Genomic DNA, 13,313 nt, shown 5'->3' with positions numbered 1-13,313 from the left:
CCATGCGCATCGCTGTCGTCGGCGGCGGACCGGGCGGGCTGTTCTTCGCCGCCCTGATCCGGCAGGCCGACCCGTCCGCCGAGGTGACGGTCTTCGAACGCAACCGGGCCGACGACGCGTTCGGCTTCGGCGTGGTGTTCTCCGACCGGACGCTCGTCGGCATCCACGAGGCGGACCCCGTGCTCCGTGAGGCGCTGGACGCGCACGGCCGGCACTGGGAGGACATCGAGGTACGGCTGAAGGGCGAGCGGATCCGCTGCGGCGGCAACGGCATGGCGGCGATCGCCCGCCGTACGCTGCTGGGGCTGCTCCAGGAGCGGGCCCGTGACCTGGGCGCGGAGCTGCGGTTCGAGGCGGAGAAGTCGCTGTCCGAACTGGAGGGTTACGACCTCGTGGTCGCGGCCGACGGCACGTCTTCGCGGATCCGTACGGCGATCGAGCAGCGTCTTGAGCCCTCCGTCGAGACGGCAACGGCGAAGTTCATCTGGTTCGGCACGGACTACATGTTCGACGGGCTCACCTTCGTCCACGAGCGCGGTCCTCACGGCGTGTTCGCGGTGCACGGCTACCCGATCAGCGCGGACGTGAGCACGTTCATCGTGGAGACCGACGAGGCGACGTGGCGGGCGGCGGGGCTTGACGCGTTCGACGTGACGCAGCCGCCCGGACCGAGCGACGAGGCGACGAAGGCCTACCTGGAGGAGCTGTTCGCCGAGCAGATCGACGGACACCGGCTCCTGGTCAACAACTCCCGCTGGGGCAACTTCCGCACCCGGCGCACCCGCCACTGGTACGTCACCGAGCCGCGCCCCGTCGTCCTGCTCGGCGACGCCGCACACACCGCGCACTTCTCCGTGGGCTCCGGCACGAAGATGGCCATGGAGGACGCGATCGCGCTGTCCGCCGCCCTGGCCAAGCACGGCGACGACCTCCCGGCCGCCCTCGCCGCGTACGAGTCCGCCGCCCGCCCCTCGGTGGAGGCCATCCAGAACGCGGCCCGCCCCAGCCTCGGCTGGTGGGAACACTTCGGTGAGTATCACGACGCCTTCGAGCCCTGGCAGTTCGCGTACCACTTCCTGTCCCGCAGCATCACGGACGGCCGCCTGGCGCGACGGGCGCCGGACTTCGTCCGTACCAGTCACGACGAGTGGCAGGCACGGCACGGCGGCTCCGACCCGCTGGACACCCCGTTCGACCTCTGTACGTGGCAGCTGCCGAGCCGGGTCATGCTGGTGGAGCCCGACGGCACCGCGGCGGTGGGCGGCACCGGGGATCCGCTGCCGCTGCGTGTGTCGGTGTCGGACGCGCCGGGGCCCTGGGGGGCCCGGATCACGGCTCCGGACGACGAAACGGGCCTGGCCGCCTCGTACGCGCGACTGGCCGACCTGGCGGCCGTGGGTCCCGTCCTGGTCACCGTGGAGGGCGGTACGGCCCACACCCGCGCCCTGCTCACGGAGCGGGCCCGCCTGCACCACGACCTGCCCGCCCTGTTGGTCGACAACACGCTGGACCGCGACCGCGCGGTCACGGCCGTGCTGTCCGGGCGGACGGATCTGGTCGGTGCTGCTGCCGACACCGTGGCGGCTTGGGAGGTGACCCGGTGAACGGGGCAGTGGGAGGTGGAGCGCCGGAGGCGGCGACGGCTGATGGTGGAACCTATAGCCCTGCCTCTGCCGGGCCCGATCGGGCACCGGTGGGTGCTACCCACCCGGTCCTGCCGGAGTCCGGCCCGGACGCGTGGCCGGGCACGGGGCGGATCTGGGGCGAGGCGTTTGCCGAGCCCGCCGGGTCCGCCGAGCTCGGTGCGCTCTTCGCCCCCCGCGGTATCGCCGTCATCGGTGCCTCCCGGGACCCGGCGAAGCTGGGGGCCGCGCTGGCCCGTTCCGTTGCCGGGTTTCCGGGGTACGTGGCGCTCGTCAACGCGCGTGATCCGGAGCCGGGCTCCGGGGTCTATGCGTCGGTCGAGGAGGCCGCCGAGCACGGCCCGATCGACCTCGCCCTGGTCTGCCTGCCGGCCAGGGTGTGCGCGGATGCCGTTGCCGAGGCTGCCAAGGCCGGGGCTCGGGCCGCCGTTGTCTACGGGGGCGGGTTCGCCGAGGCCGGAGCGGACGGTGAGCGGTATCAGCGCGAGCTGGCCGATGTGGTCGAGCGCACCGGTATCCGGCTGCTCGGTCCGAACACCTCCGGGTTCCTCGCGCCCGGCCGGGGCCTCACCGCCAGCTTCGTACCCGGTGCCGCCGACGTGCCGACCGGCCGGGTCGCCGTCGTGGCGGCCAGCGGCGGTGTCAACCACGCGCTGGCGTTCCTGCTGAGCGAGGCCGGGCACGGCGTGAGCCTTGCCGTAGGGCTCGGCAACTGCGTGGACGTCACGGCCGCCGACGTACTGGAGCACCTGGCCGGCGATCCGCACACCGGCGCCGTGGCGCTGCACATCGAGTCCGTCGCCGACGGGCGGCGACTGACCGGCGCGGTCGCCCGGCTCGCCGCCACCCGCCCGGTCGTCGCGCTCGTCGTCGGCCGCCACGATGTCGGCGCCTTCGCCGCCTCCCACACCGGCGCCCTCGCCACCTCCTGGCGTACGACCCGCGCGGCCCTCACCCAGGCCGGTGCCGTGCTGGTGGACGACGAACGTGAACTGGTCGACGCGGTGGGCGCGTTGTCGCTCGTACGCCTTCCCGCAGCCGTCGACCCGGGGGTGGGCGTGGTGACGGCCCAGGCCGGCCCCGGCCTGCTGCTCCTGGACGAGCTGCGCGGGCGCCGCGCCGCCGTGCCCGAGCTGACCGCGGACACCCGGCGCGCACTGGCCGAGGTGCTGCCGCCGCTGACGTACCAGGCGAACCCGGTCGACACCGGCCGGCCCGGCCCCGGTTTCGGCGCCGTACTGAACACGGTGGCCGCCGACCTGGCCGTGGACCTGATCGCCGGGTACGCGCTCCACGAACCGGCCGCCTTCGACCTGCTCGAGGCCGTGGACACGGCCGGTCACAACGTGCCGCTGCTGCTCGGAGTCGGCGGCACGGGCGACGACGTACGACGCGTCCGCCGCGCCCTGCTGGAGCGGGGCGTACCGGTGGCCGCCGACCCGCAAGGCCTCGCCGCCATGACCGGCGCGCTACTGGCGGACGCCCGCGCCCGGCACCGTACGGCCGCCGGGGCGGGTGCGCCTCGGGTGGCGGTGGCTGTGGAGCCAGGCCCGGGACCCTGGGACGAGGACCAGGCCAAGGCGCTCCTGGACCGGCTGGACATACCGACCATGCCCCGCCGAGCCTGCATGGATCGCGCCGCCGCCCACCGGGCGCTGGCCGAACTACCCGGCCCGGTCGCGGTCAAGTTGCTGGACGCAGCCGTACTGCACAAGACCGAGATCGGCGGAGTCCGCCTCGGCGTAAGCACCCCGGCCGAACTGGACGCGGCCCTGGACGCGATCGAGGCGGCGGCCAGGTGCGCCGCCGGCGCGAGCGGCGGGGCGGTTGACGGCGGCAGCGCGGCCGGGGTCGCCGGAGCGTCGGGTCCCCTCGCCGCGGCGGTGGACGGCGTCGTGCCCGTCGGGCCTGCCGGGGCCGACCACGGACGCACAGCCGCCGACGGCGAGCCCGCCCCACCAGGGCCACCCGCACCCGACCATGAATCCCGCACGGGTGGTGCGGGTGGGAAAGACACCGCCGAAGGCGAAGCCGTGGCGGCGGCCCCCGAAGCGCCGCAGGTACTCGTCGAGGCGATGGCCCCGCCCGGCGTGGACCTCGTGGTCGGCGCCCGCAGGGACCCCGTGTTCGGCCCGGTCGTCCTGGTCGGCCTCGGCGGCACCACCGCCGAAGCGCTGGCAGACGTCAGCATCCGGCTCGCCCCGCTCACCGCGACGGAAGCCGCGACGATGCCCGCCGACCTGGCCGGACACGCCCTCCTCGACGGCTGGCGCGGCGGTCCCGTACTGGACCGGGCCGCCCTCGGCCAAGTGACGGCGGCCCTCGGCGCTCTGCTCGCCGCCCACCCCGAACTCGCCGAGATCGAAATCAACCCACTACGGATCACCGCTCACGGCCTCGTGGCGCTGGATGCTGTGTGTATCGCCGCTAGAGCTGCTGGACCTGCCGGACCTGCCGGAATGGCACAAGAAGAAGGTGGTGACTGATGGCCGCACCCATCAGTGAGGGCACCGTCCCCTGGCCGAAGCCCGACGCCGACCGCTACACGGCGGCCGGGTACTGGGCCGGCCGCCCGATGGGCGACCTGCTGCGCGAGAGAGCCGACCTCATACCCGACGCGACCGCACTCGTCGACGGCGAGCTCCGCCTCACGTACGCCGAACTCGCAGCCCGCACCGACGCGTTGGCGACACGGCTGCTCGACCGCGGACTCGCCCCCGGCGACCGGATCGTGGTCCAGCTCGCCAACAGCTGGGAGTTCACGGTCCTGACCTGGGCCTGTCTGCGCGCAGGGATCGTGCCGGTGATGGCGCTCCCCGCGCACCGCCGCCTCGAACTGGCCTACCTGGCCGCACACTCCGAGGCCGCCGCCATCGCCGTACCCGACCGGCTGCGTGACTTCGACCACCAGGCGCTCGCCCACGAACTCGGCAAGGAAGCACCCGGCCCCTGGCACGTACTGGTCGCGGGTGACGAGGTCGGCCCCGGCAGCGTGGACCTGCGCGCCCTGTGCGCGCCGAGCACGGACCCCGCCGCCGACCGCGCCCGCCTGGACGCGGAAACCCCCGGCAGCCGCGACGTCGCCGTGTTCCTGCTCTCCGGCGGCACCACCGGCCTGCCCAAACTGATCGCCCGCACCCACGACGACTACGCCTACAACTCCCGCGCCAGCGCTGAGGTCAGCGCCGTCGACGCCGACACGGTCTACCTCGTGAGCCTGCCCGCCGGGCACAACTTCCCGCTGGCCTGCCCCGGAATCCTCGGCACCCTGCTGGCCGGCGGCCGGGTCGTGATGCTGCCCAGCCCAGAACCGGTTCGCGTCTTCGCCACCGTCGCCGCGGAGCGGGTCACCCACACCGCCGTCGTACCCGCGGTCGCCGGACGCTGGCTGGAACACGCCGAGCAGCACGGGGCACAGCAGATGAAGAGCCTGCGGGTGCTCCAGGTCGGCGGCTCCCGGCTCGCCGACGAACTGGCCCGCCGTATCCGCCCCGTACTCGGTACGACACTCCAGCAGGTGTTCGGCATGGCAGAGGGCCTGCTCAACTACACGCGCCTCGACGACTCCGAGGACGTCATCTGCACCACCCAGGGCCGCCCCGTGTGCCCCGACGACGAGGTACGGCTGGTCGACGAACTCGACCGGGACGTCCCCGACGGCGAGCCCGGCTCCCTGCTCACCCGCGGCCCCTACACCCCGCGCGGCTACTACCGCGCCCCCGAGCACAACAAGCGGGCCTTCACCGAGGACGGCTGGTATCGCAGCGGCGACATCTGCCGCCGTACGCCCGAGGGCAATCTCGTCGTCGAGGGCCGCGACAAGGACATGATCAACCGGGGCGGGGAGAAGGTCTCCGCGGAGGAAGTCGAGAACCTCGTCTACGAGTTGACCGACGGCGTCAGCCAGGTAGCGGCCGTGGCCATGCCCGATCCCGTCCTGGGCGAGCGCGTCTGCCTCTACGTCGTACCCGCACCCGGTCGCCCCGCTCCCACCCTGGACACGATCCGCGCCGCCATGGAGGAGGCCGGGGTCGCCCGCTTCAAACTCCCCGAACGCATCGTGTGCGTAGAGGAGTTGGCCGCTACGAAGGTCGGCAAGATCGACAAGAAGGCACTGCGCGCGGACATCGCGGCCCGCCTCGCGTCCCCCGGGAGCAGTACGTCATGACCAGTCCGTACGCCATGACCAGTCGCCACGATCTCACCGTCACCCTGCCGTGGATGCGCGAGGGCACAGCCCTGCTGCTGGGCGCGACCGACCGCCTCAGCGACCCCGACCTGCGCGCCCCCAGCAGCCTCCCCGGCTGGACCCGCGCACACGTCATCGGTCACGTCGCCCGCAACGCCGAGGCCCTCGTCCGGCTGGCCACCTGGGCACGTACGGGCGTCCCCACCCCGATGTACGCCAGCCGCGAGCAGCGCACCGCCGAAATCGACGCCTCGGCCACCCTCCCGCCGGACGTCCTGCGCGAGCAGCTGAAGTCGACGGCCGCGGAACTGGACGACGCCCTGTCCGCCCTGGACCCCACGGCTTGGGGGACCGAGGTGCGCAGCGCCCTGGGCCGCACCATCCCCGCCGCCGAGATCCCTTGGATGCGGGTACGGGAGGTGTGGCTGCACACCATCGACCTCGCGGCGGGCGCGACCTTCACCGACCTCCCCGCCGCGCTGACCGACGCCCTCCTCGACGACGTCACCGCCACCCTGTCCACCCGCCCCGGCTGCCCACCGGTCCACCTCAACCCGACCGACCGGGGCCGCACTTGGCGCTTCGGCCCGCCGACGGCCGAAACCACGGCGGAAGCTACGGCCGCGGCACAGGCCGAGACCCCGACCATCGTCGAGGCCCCGGCCGCGGAGCTGCTGGCCTGGACCACCGGCCGGGCACAACGGGCCGAGCCGGTGACCCTGCCACCCTGGCTGTGACCGTCCGCTCGTCAGGACCCCTAAGGCGCCGTCAGAGGCCGAACTCCTGGGCCGACAGCCCGAGTACCGAGCACGCCTCGCGCAGGACCTGCTCCTCGGCGGGTGCGATGTAGCCGTCCGCGCCCGCGACGACGAAGCCGGTCTGTACGACCGCCCTGGCCTCCGTCGGCTTCTTCGCGGCCTTGGCGATCTCCTGAAGGACCTCGGTCTTGCCCTGCTGGAAGTTGAACGCGAGCTGGTCGACATGCTTGTTGAAGCGCTGCCGGAGCTGCTCGGGCGGGAAGTTCTGCAGGACGTCGTTCTGGACGATCAGCCCCTCCACGTGCTGCCGCTCGGCCGGGTCGACGTTTCCGTCGGCGGCGGCGACCAGGGCGCACATCGCCATGCTGGCGTCGCGGTAGGAACCGCTCTTCAACTCCGTCTTGAGGGAGGTGAGCTGGGACTTGAGCATGCTCACCATCTGAGCCTTCGAACCCCCGGAGGACCGTGAGCCGCTCGGCCGGTGTCCACCGGAGCCGCCCCGCGCCCCCTGGGCCTGCTGCAGACCCTTGGCCTGGTCCTTGATCTTGTCCCACATAGCCATCCGTGCCACCTCGGCGTAAGCCCATGTCGTTTGTCGCTACGGTCGTTCGCGTGCGTTCGCGTGCGTTCGCACGTCCTTATCGCCAACTCCTCCCCGCCCGGCGAAGTTCCATGACGTGACTCGGACGGCAGAGGCGTAACGATCTCAATGGTTAAGAATTCACCCACCCGGTCGGACTTTGGTAAGGCTTGCCTCATATGCTTGCGTGGCCCCGTCGCCGTAAGCCGTACGCCATGCGCCGGGGCGTAACCCACATCGACCCGCCCCGACCCGCCCCGATCCGCCCCGATCGCCCTCCCGCACGACGTACGACAGGACCCACCATGCGCACCACCACCCGCGGCCTCCTCGCGGCGCTCGCTCTCGGCCCGCTGCTGACCGGCTGTTTCGTGTCGGACGAGGGCGGTTCGGCCACCGACGGCGCGGGGGGATCGGGCGGCCGGCTGAAGATCGCCCTCGCGGTGCCGCCCGTGCAGGCCCTGTCCCCGTACAGCAATGACGCCACCGTGCTGAGCAAGCTCTCCGTGGCCGAAGGCCTCACCGCGCTGAACAAGGACGGGGCTGCCGCGCCCGCGCTGGCGAAGTCCTGGAAGCAGGTGAACCCCACGACCTGGAGCTTCGAGCTGCGCAAGGCCACGTTCCAGGACGGCACCGACGTCACCGCCGAGTCCGTGGTCAACGCCCTCGACCGTGCGGGCAAGGCCGCGCCCAAGCCCCGCGTCCTCAGCGATGTGACGCTCACCGCCAAGGCCGACGACGCCGACACCGTCACGCTCACCACCAAGGCCGCCGACCCGGTGCTCCCACTGCGGCTCGCCAGCCCCGCGCTCGGCATCCTCGCCCCGAAGGCGTACGCGAAGGACGGCACCGTCAGCCCGGTCGGCACCGGCACCGGGCCGTTCGAGATCACGAAGCTGACCGGGAAGAGCAAGGTCACGCTCGACCGCTTCGACGGCTACTGGGGCGGCAAGGCCAAGGCGCCCGGCGTCGACGTGACCTGGATCCTGGACGGTACCGCCCGAGCGAGCGCCCTGCGCGGCGGCGACGTCGACATCGCCGAGTGGATCCCCACGGCCCAGGCGAAGTTGCTGGACAAGGACACCCGGCACGAGGTGCCCTCCGTACGGACCGACAGCCTGGTCCTCAACACCGGCAGCGGCATCTTCACCGACGCCACGCTGCGTGCCGCCGCTCGCGAGGCCGTGGACGGCGGTGCCCTCGTCGACTCCGTCTTCGGCGGGTACGCCGACCCGGCGCAGGGCCTGTTCGGGCCCGCCGTCTCCTGGGCGGACGACAACCGGGTGGCCGTGAACGGACGCGCGCAGGCCGCGAGCGCCGCCGACGTCAAGACGAAGACCAAGGGCACGACCCTGCGCCTGGCCACCTACACCAACCGCGCGGAACTCCCCGAGGCCGCCACCGTCCTCCAACAGCAGCTGGAGAAGGCCGGGTTCACGGTCAAGCAGGACGTACGCGAGTACACGCAGATGGAGGCCGACCTCCTCGCGGGCAAGTACGACGCGCTCGTCTTCTCCCGGGTGACGCTCCTCGACACCGGGGACGCGGTCGCGTACCTCGCCAGCGACTACACCAGCGACGGCGTCTACAACATCGCCGGGCTCAAGGACCCGAAGGTCGACCAGGCCATCAAGTCCGCCGCCGAGGAAGGCGATACGAAGCGACGTCAGCAGCAGATCATGCGGGCCGAGGCGGAGATCCTGCGCACCGACGCGGTCGTACCGCTGGTGTACGAGAAGGTCGTCCAGGGCATCGCCACCGACGTCGAGGGCGTGCTTCTCGACCCGCGCGAGCGGTCGTTGGTCGACGTCGACACCCATGTGAAGTAAGCAGCGCCGGATGAGCGTCAAGTCCGCCGGTGCCGACTCCCGCCCGTCCCGGTGGCGCGCGGGGGTCGGCCGCCTCGTCGCCGGGACCGCGCTGCTGACGGCCGTCGCCCTGCTGCCGTGGCTGTCCGGGACCGACCCCGCCCTCACGGTCCTGCGCGCCCGCTCCGCCGACGCCGATCCGAGCCCCGCGCAACTGGCTGCCGTACGAGAGCAACTGGACCTGGACGAAGGGCCGTTCGCGCATCTCGTGCAGTGGCTGGGCGGACTGCCGCGCGGCGACGCGGGCACCTCGTGGGTGTCCGGCGAACCGGTCCTGCCGGAGGTGACCACTGCCTTCGCGGTCTCCCTGACGCTGATGCTCGGCGCCCTCGTGGTGACGATCGCGGTGGCCGCGCTGGTCTGCGCCCGCACCCTGCACCTCGGCTCCCGGCGACGGCTGCGCCAGGGGCGGGCGGGCACCGGCGCCGCCGTACTCGCCGCACTGCCCAAGTTCCTGCTCGCCTCGCTGCTCGCCACCGTGTGCGGGGTGTGGCTGGGCTGGTTCCCGTCGAGCGGCTGGGCGGGACCGATGTCGATGGTGCTGCCCGCGCTCGCCCTCGGCGTACCGTCCGGCGCGGTGATCGGCGGCCTCCTCGACCAGTCGCTGCCCGCCGCCTTCCAGGAGCCGTGGGCGCGGACCTGGCACGCGTACGGGTTCTCGCCCCGTCATATCGCCCGGCACGCGCTGCGCCGCACCCTGGCCGGTGTACTCCCGCAACTCCTGCCGTCCGTCGTCGCCCTGGTCGGCGGCGCGGTCGCGGTGGAGAAGATCTTCAACATCCCGGGGCTCGGCCGACTCGCCCTGGACGCCGCCATCGCCCAGGACCTGCCGCCGCTGCAGACCGCGACGCTGGTCCTCGTCCTGCTCGGCGTCGTCGCGGGGCTGTTGATCCAGGCCCTGCGCCGCGTACTCCTCGGCCCAGCCCTGCGGGACGGCGCTCTGCCCGCCCTGCATCCGCCGGCGCTCGCGGGGCGACGCTCCACGCGCTGGGTCGCCGGGTTCTGTGCCGCCGCCCTGCTCACCCTGGTCGTAGCCGGCCTTCTGCGCGACCCGCTCCAGGTGGACACGGCGGCTCGGCTGCTCCCGCCGTCAGCCGCGCACCCGCTGGGCACGGACTCGCTCGGCCGCGATCTGCTGGCCCGGCTGGGTCACGGGGCGCTGCGTACGGCGGGCGTGGCCTTCGCGGTCACGGCGGTCGGCGTCGTCCTCGGACTGCTGATCGGCATGGCGACACAGGTGGGCGCGGGCCTGACCGAAGTGGTGTCCACACTGCCGGCCGTACTCGCCGGACTGCTGACCACCGCGGTCACCGGGCCGTCCGTGTGGGGCGCCGCGGGCGCGGTGTGCGTGGTCGCCTGGACTCCATACGCCGCCCAGACCGCGGCCCTGCTCGAACAGGAACGGGCCAGCGGCCACCTCCTCGCATCCCTCTCCTTCGGAGCCGGACCCCGGTACCTGCTACGCCACCACTACCTCCCCGCCGTACTCCCGTCCGTCCTCCGCAACGCCCTCCTCCGGCTGCCCACCACGGTCCTCGTCCTCGCCTCCCTCGGCTTCCTCGGCCTGGGCGAACAGCCGCCGACCCCGGAGTGGGGCCGCCTGCTGTCGGAGAACCAGCCGTACGTGGAACTGGCGCCGTGGACGGTACTTGGCCCGGCCTTCGCGCTCGTACTGCTGTCGGTTCTCGCCGTCGCTGTGTCGTCCGGTTCGGCGTCGCGAGCGGGTAGGTCCCGACGCCGAACCGGCCGACACGGCGGGCACGACGTGCGTCACGAAAAAGACGTACGCCTCGAAAAAGTGGAGGCCTACTCGCCCGCGTAGGCGATGTCCGGCCGGGCGGCCGGGCTCCTTGGAGTTCACCGGCGGTGACGCGTCGAACCGTATGCGCGACTGCCGTATGGAAACGCTTCCACATGACTGCCGCGGGTGTCAGCGATCGCGCGGGGCCACCAGGCCGGATTCGTAGGCGATGACCACGAGTTGGGCGCGGTCGCGGGCGTGGAGTTTGGTCATGGCCCGGTTGATGTGGGTCTTGGCGGTCATCGGGCTGATCACCATGCGGCCGGGGTTCACCGGCGGTAGCTCCCCTTGCACTCGAAGAGGTCCAGGTCAAAAGCGCCCTCTTCCACCGCGGCACGCAGCCGGGCCAGCGCCAGAGGGCGCCGCCGGTTCCCCAGCACTTCGCGCAGGGCCGCGTTCACCGTGTCCTCCTCGGTACCGGTACCAAGGGCCTTGGCCACATCCGCGACCAGCTGGTCATCGAGGTCGATCACGATCCGGGTCATCGACTACGCCTCCGCGAACATCATCGACAACTGGCCTGCTGCACGTACGGCAACGGTGTTCAGGGCGTGACTGCAAGCGACCGCAGTGCCGCCGCCGAAGCGACCAGGCCCTGCCTCTCCAGCCTGGTGATCACGTCGATCACAGTGCCGGGTGGTTTCCGCCAACTGTCCGCGATCGCCGTAGACGACCTGCGGGGCCAGATCGATCTGTGCTTCGAGGAAGGCGTCCGGGTGCACAGCTTCGACGTCCCAGCGTGCCAGGGCATCGGTAGGGAAGTCCTTCAGGTTGAAGGTGACGATGACCTGTGCCTTGGCTCGGACTGCCGCGGCCAGGACATGCCGGTCGTCCGCGTCCGGCAGTTCCACGGCATTGATCAGCGGCTCGTATCCCTTGACCAAGCAGTCCCGGACTGCGCCATTCATCAGTGTGCGCAAGCGGTCGAGCCTCTCGGACGGAATGTCCGGGCGGTCCTTGAGGAGGTTACGGAATGTCTCGTCGAGGATCTGATCCGTCCACTTGCCCTGGACGAGCCCGCTCTGCGCGACGCGGATAAGGACGTCGCGCAGGGTGCTGGGGTAGAGGACGTCGGCGTCGTAGACAGCGACGAAGGACATGCGCTAGATCATTCCCATGTCCTGGCCGAGCTGGGTGAGCTCGTCGGCGGCTTCGCGGCGATGCTGGTCGTCCTTGCGCTTGTACTCCAGCAGGGAGGATGCGGTGATCCGTCGGTGTGTGCCGACGGTTCGGTACTCGATTTCCCCGGCCTCGAGCAGCCCGATCAGGAAGGGCCGCGACACGTTGAGCATGTCCGCCGCCTGCTGTGTGGTCAGCTCGGCGTCAGACGGGACGATCGAGACGGCGCGGCCGGCCCCAAGGTGGGCCAGCATGCCGGCAAGCAGTTCCACCGCTTCTCGTGGCAGCGCGAGGGGTTCGCGCTCTCCGTCCTCGACCGTCACATTGATCTGCGTGATGTCCTGATGCGATGCCAGGTAACTGCGTACCCGCGTAAGGGCGTGAGTGGCGGCTGCGACCCTTTCGGGTGGCAGCTTCACGGGCCGGATCTCTGTCCTGGTCATGGTGCGCCCCTGTCGGTGCGGGAAGGTGGGCGTCGCATCTACACGCGGCCATTATTCGAAACAAACGAAATAAGTGCAACAGGTGGAGGGTGCGGGCTCCCGGATCAGCACGCGCAGTCCGGGGAACGTGGCAGCATCGGCCGCACCGAGACTCCCGGAGAAGGGCGGGCAGCGTGGAGATCGTGGTGGACGACCTTTCCGGTTCAGAGATCGCCGAGTTCCTCGACGAGCATGTCCAGCAGATGCGGGCCATCACTCCTCTGGAAAGCAAGCACGCCCTCGATCTCGACGAGCTTCGCAAGCCCGAGGTCACGTTCTGGTCGGTCAGGGACGGGGACGCCGTGGTGGGCTGCGGGGCGATCAAGAGGCTGGACGCGGGGCACGCGGAGCTGAAGTCGATGCGTACGACTCCGGCGCGTAAGCGCAGTGGAATCGCGTCGGCGCTGCTGGAGCACGTCATCGCCGAGGCCAAGCGCATGGGGTTCGCGCGGCTGAGTCTCGAGACCGGCTCGGCCGACTTCTTTCTCCCTGCCAGGAAGCTGTACGAGAAGTTCAGCTTCGTGTGTTGTGCGCCGTTCGCCGACTATCAGCCCGACTCCAACAGCACGTTCATGACGAGGGTTCTGTGAGCCGCCGATGCGGTTAGGCGCGTCGGGGCGTCAAGACGGCTCGTACGGCGGCTTCATCTCCTTCGATGTCTACGAGTCCACGGGCGTCGTCGAGGGTGAGTACACCCGCTGCCAGTCCGTCGCTGGTCCACTTCGGCGAGTGCACCCCGGGCACGGTCGTCGAGTCGGTGCCCGCACCGATCGGGCGGGTGGCGCACCCTCCGGTGGACTTGCACGTCTACCTGCGGGCGCAGCCGGACTCGATCACCGTCGACTGACCGGTCGCCGTTCGGCCGACAGCCTC

The 13,313-nt window shown here is 71.5% G+C and carries 11 protein-coding genes and 2 pseudogenes; 8 read left to right on the top strand and 5 right to left on the bottom strand.

Translation table 11 applies throughout. From position 1 onward, the window contains the following. Positions 1–2: 2 nt before the first annotated feature. The 4 genes from OHT21_RS22515 to OHT21_RS22500 all read left to right on the top strand — a co-directional run bounded on the left by OHT21_RS22515 (position 3) and on the right by OHT21_RS22500 (position 6,569). Positions 3–1,604: an FAD-dependent monooxygenase gene (locus tag OHT21_RS22515; RefSeq protein ID WP_328770154.1), complete on the top strand. Its 1,602-nt coding sequence runs from the start codon at positions 3–5 to the stop codon at positions 1,602–1,604. An 89-nt stretch (positions 1,605–1,693) separates the two neighbouring features. Next, a complete protein-coding gene (locus tag OHT21_RS22510) occupies positions 1,694–4,129 on the top strand; it encodes an acetate--CoA ligase family protein (protein WP_328770153.1) in 2,436 nt (811 codons plus the stop codon). Next, positions 4,129–5,811, top strand: coding sequence for a (2,3-dihydroxybenzoyl)adenylate synthase (locus OHT21_RS22505; RefSeq protein WP_328770152.1), 1,683 nt, complete (start codon positions 4,129–4,131; stop codon positions 5,809–5,811). Before OHT21_RS22510 ends, OHT21_RS22505 begins: the two co-directional genes overlap by 1 nt. After that, positions 5,808–6,569, top strand: a complete 762-nt coding sequence (locus OHT21_RS22500; RefSeq protein ID WP_328770151.1) for a maleylpyruvate isomerase family mycothiol-dependent enzyme — start codon at positions 5,808–5,810, stop codon at positions 6,567–6,569. The genes OHT21_RS22505 and OHT21_RS22500 overlap by 4 nt, the downstream gene beginning before the upstream one ends. 31 nt (positions 6,570–6,600) lie before the next feature. On the opposite strand, the gene OHT21_RS22495 is transcribed toward OHT21_RS22500, so the two are convergent. Beyond that, positions 6,601–7,152, bottom strand: coding sequence for a tellurite resistance TerB family protein (locus OHT21_RS22495; protein ID WP_165343202.1), 552 nt, complete (start codon positions 7,150–7,152; stop codon positions 6,601–6,603). Positions 7,153–7,475: 323 nt separating this feature from the next. On the opposite strand from OHT21_RS22495, the gene OHT21_RS22490 reads away from it, so the two are divergent. Beyond that, a complete protein-coding gene (locus OHT21_RS22490) occupies positions 7,476–8,999 on the top strand; it encodes an ABC transporter substrate-binding protein (RefSeq protein ID WP_328770150.1) in 1,524 nt (507 codons plus the stop codon). A gap of 10 nt (positions 9,000–9,009) precedes the next feature. Then, positions 9,010–10,860: an ABC transporter permease subunit gene (locus OHT21_RS22485; protein WP_328770149.1), complete on the top strand. Its 1,851-nt coding sequence runs from the start codon at positions 9,010–9,012 to the stop codon at positions 10,858–10,860. A 108-nt stretch (positions 10,861–10,968) separates the two neighbouring features. Here the strand turns inward: OHT21_RS22485 and OHT21_RS22480 are convergent. The 4 genes and pseudogenes from OHT21_RS22480 to OHT21_RS22465 form a co-directional block, all read right to left on the bottom strand. After that, a pseudogene (locus OHT21_RS22480) lies at positions 10,969–11,100 on the bottom strand (LuxR C-terminal-related transcriptional regulator); the annotation flags it as partial. Positions 11,101–11,108: 8 nt separating this feature from the next. Beyond that, a complete protein-coding gene (locus OHT21_RS22475; protein WP_328770148.1) occupies positions 11,109–11,324 on the bottom strand; it encodes a type II toxin-antitoxin system VapB family antitoxin in 216 nt (71 codons plus the stop codon). Positions 11,325–11,327: 3 nt separating this feature from the next. Continuing rightward, complete coding sequence (locus tag OHT21_RS22470) at positions 11,328–11,939, bottom strand: PIN domain-containing protein (protein ID WP_328770147.1); 612 nt, start codon at positions 11,937–11,939, stop codon at positions 11,328–11,330. Positions 11,940–11,942: 3 nt separating this feature from the next. Continuing rightward, positions 11,943–12,401, bottom strand: a complete 459-nt coding sequence (locus OHT21_RS22465; protein WP_328770146.1) for a helix-turn-helix domain-containing protein — start codon at positions 12,399–12,401, stop codon at positions 11,943–11,945. 173 nt (positions 12,402–12,574) lie between these two features. Between OHT21_RS22465 and OHT21_RS22460 the strand changes: the two genes are divergently transcribed. After that, positions 12,575–13,030: a GNAT family N-acetyltransferase gene (locus OHT21_RS22460; protein WP_328770145.1), complete on the top strand. Its 456-nt coding sequence runs from the start codon at positions 12,575–12,577 to the stop codon at positions 13,028–13,030. Positions 13,031–13,149: 119 nt separating this feature from the next. Further along, positions 13,150–13,287: pseudogene (locus OHT21_RS22455) on the top strand (isopenicillin N synthase family dioxygenase); the annotation flags it as partial. Between the last annotated feature and the right edge of the window lie 26 nt (positions 13,288–13,313).

Source organism: Streptomyces sp. NBC_00286 (genome assembly GCF_036173125.1).
GTDB lineage: Bacteria > Actinomycetota > Actinomycetes > Streptomycetales > Streptomycetaceae > Streptomyces.
The sequence above is the reverse complement of the archived record's forward strand: the minus strand, read 5'-3'. Positions and strand labels throughout refer to the sequence as shown.

Bases quoted from the DNA above. Each gene is read 5' to 3' on its own strand.
- OHT21_RS22515 (WP_328770154.1), top strand. From the start codon at position 3: ATGCGCATCGCTGTCGTCGGCGGCGGACCGGGCGGGCTGTTCTTCGCC.
- OHT21_RS22505 (WP_328770152.1), top strand. From the start codon at position 4,129: ATGGCCGCACCCATCAGTGAGGGCACCGTCCCCTGGCCGAAGCCCGAC.
- OHT21_RS22500 (WP_328770151.1), top strand. From the start codon at position 5,808: ATGACCAGTCCGTACGCCATGACCAGTCGCCACGATCTCACCGTCACC.
- OHT21_RS22495 (WP_165343202.1), bottom strand. From the start codon at position 7,152: ATGGCTATGTGGGACAAGATCAAGGACCAGGCCAAGGGTCTGCAGCAG.
- OHT21_RS22490 (WP_328770150.1), top strand. From the start codon at position 7,476: ATGCGCACCACCACCCGCGGCCTCCTCGCGGCGCTCGCTCTCGGCCCG.
- OHT21_RS22485 (WP_328770149.1), top strand. From the start codon at position 9,010: ATGAGCGTCAAGTCCGCCGGTGCCGACTCCCGCCCGTCCCGGTGGCGC.
- OHT21_RS22475 (WP_328770148.1), bottom strand. From the start codon at position 11,324: ATGACCCGGATCGTGATCGACCTCGATGACCAGCTGGTCGCGGATGTG.
- OHT21_RS22470 (WP_328770147.1), bottom strand. From the start codon at position 11,939: ATGTCCTTCGTCGCTGTCTACGACGCCGACGTCCTCTACCCCAGCACC.
- OHT21_RS22465 (WP_328770146.1), bottom strand. From the start codon at position 12,401: ATGACCAGGACAGAGATCCGGCCCGTGAAGCTGCCACCCGAAAGGGTC.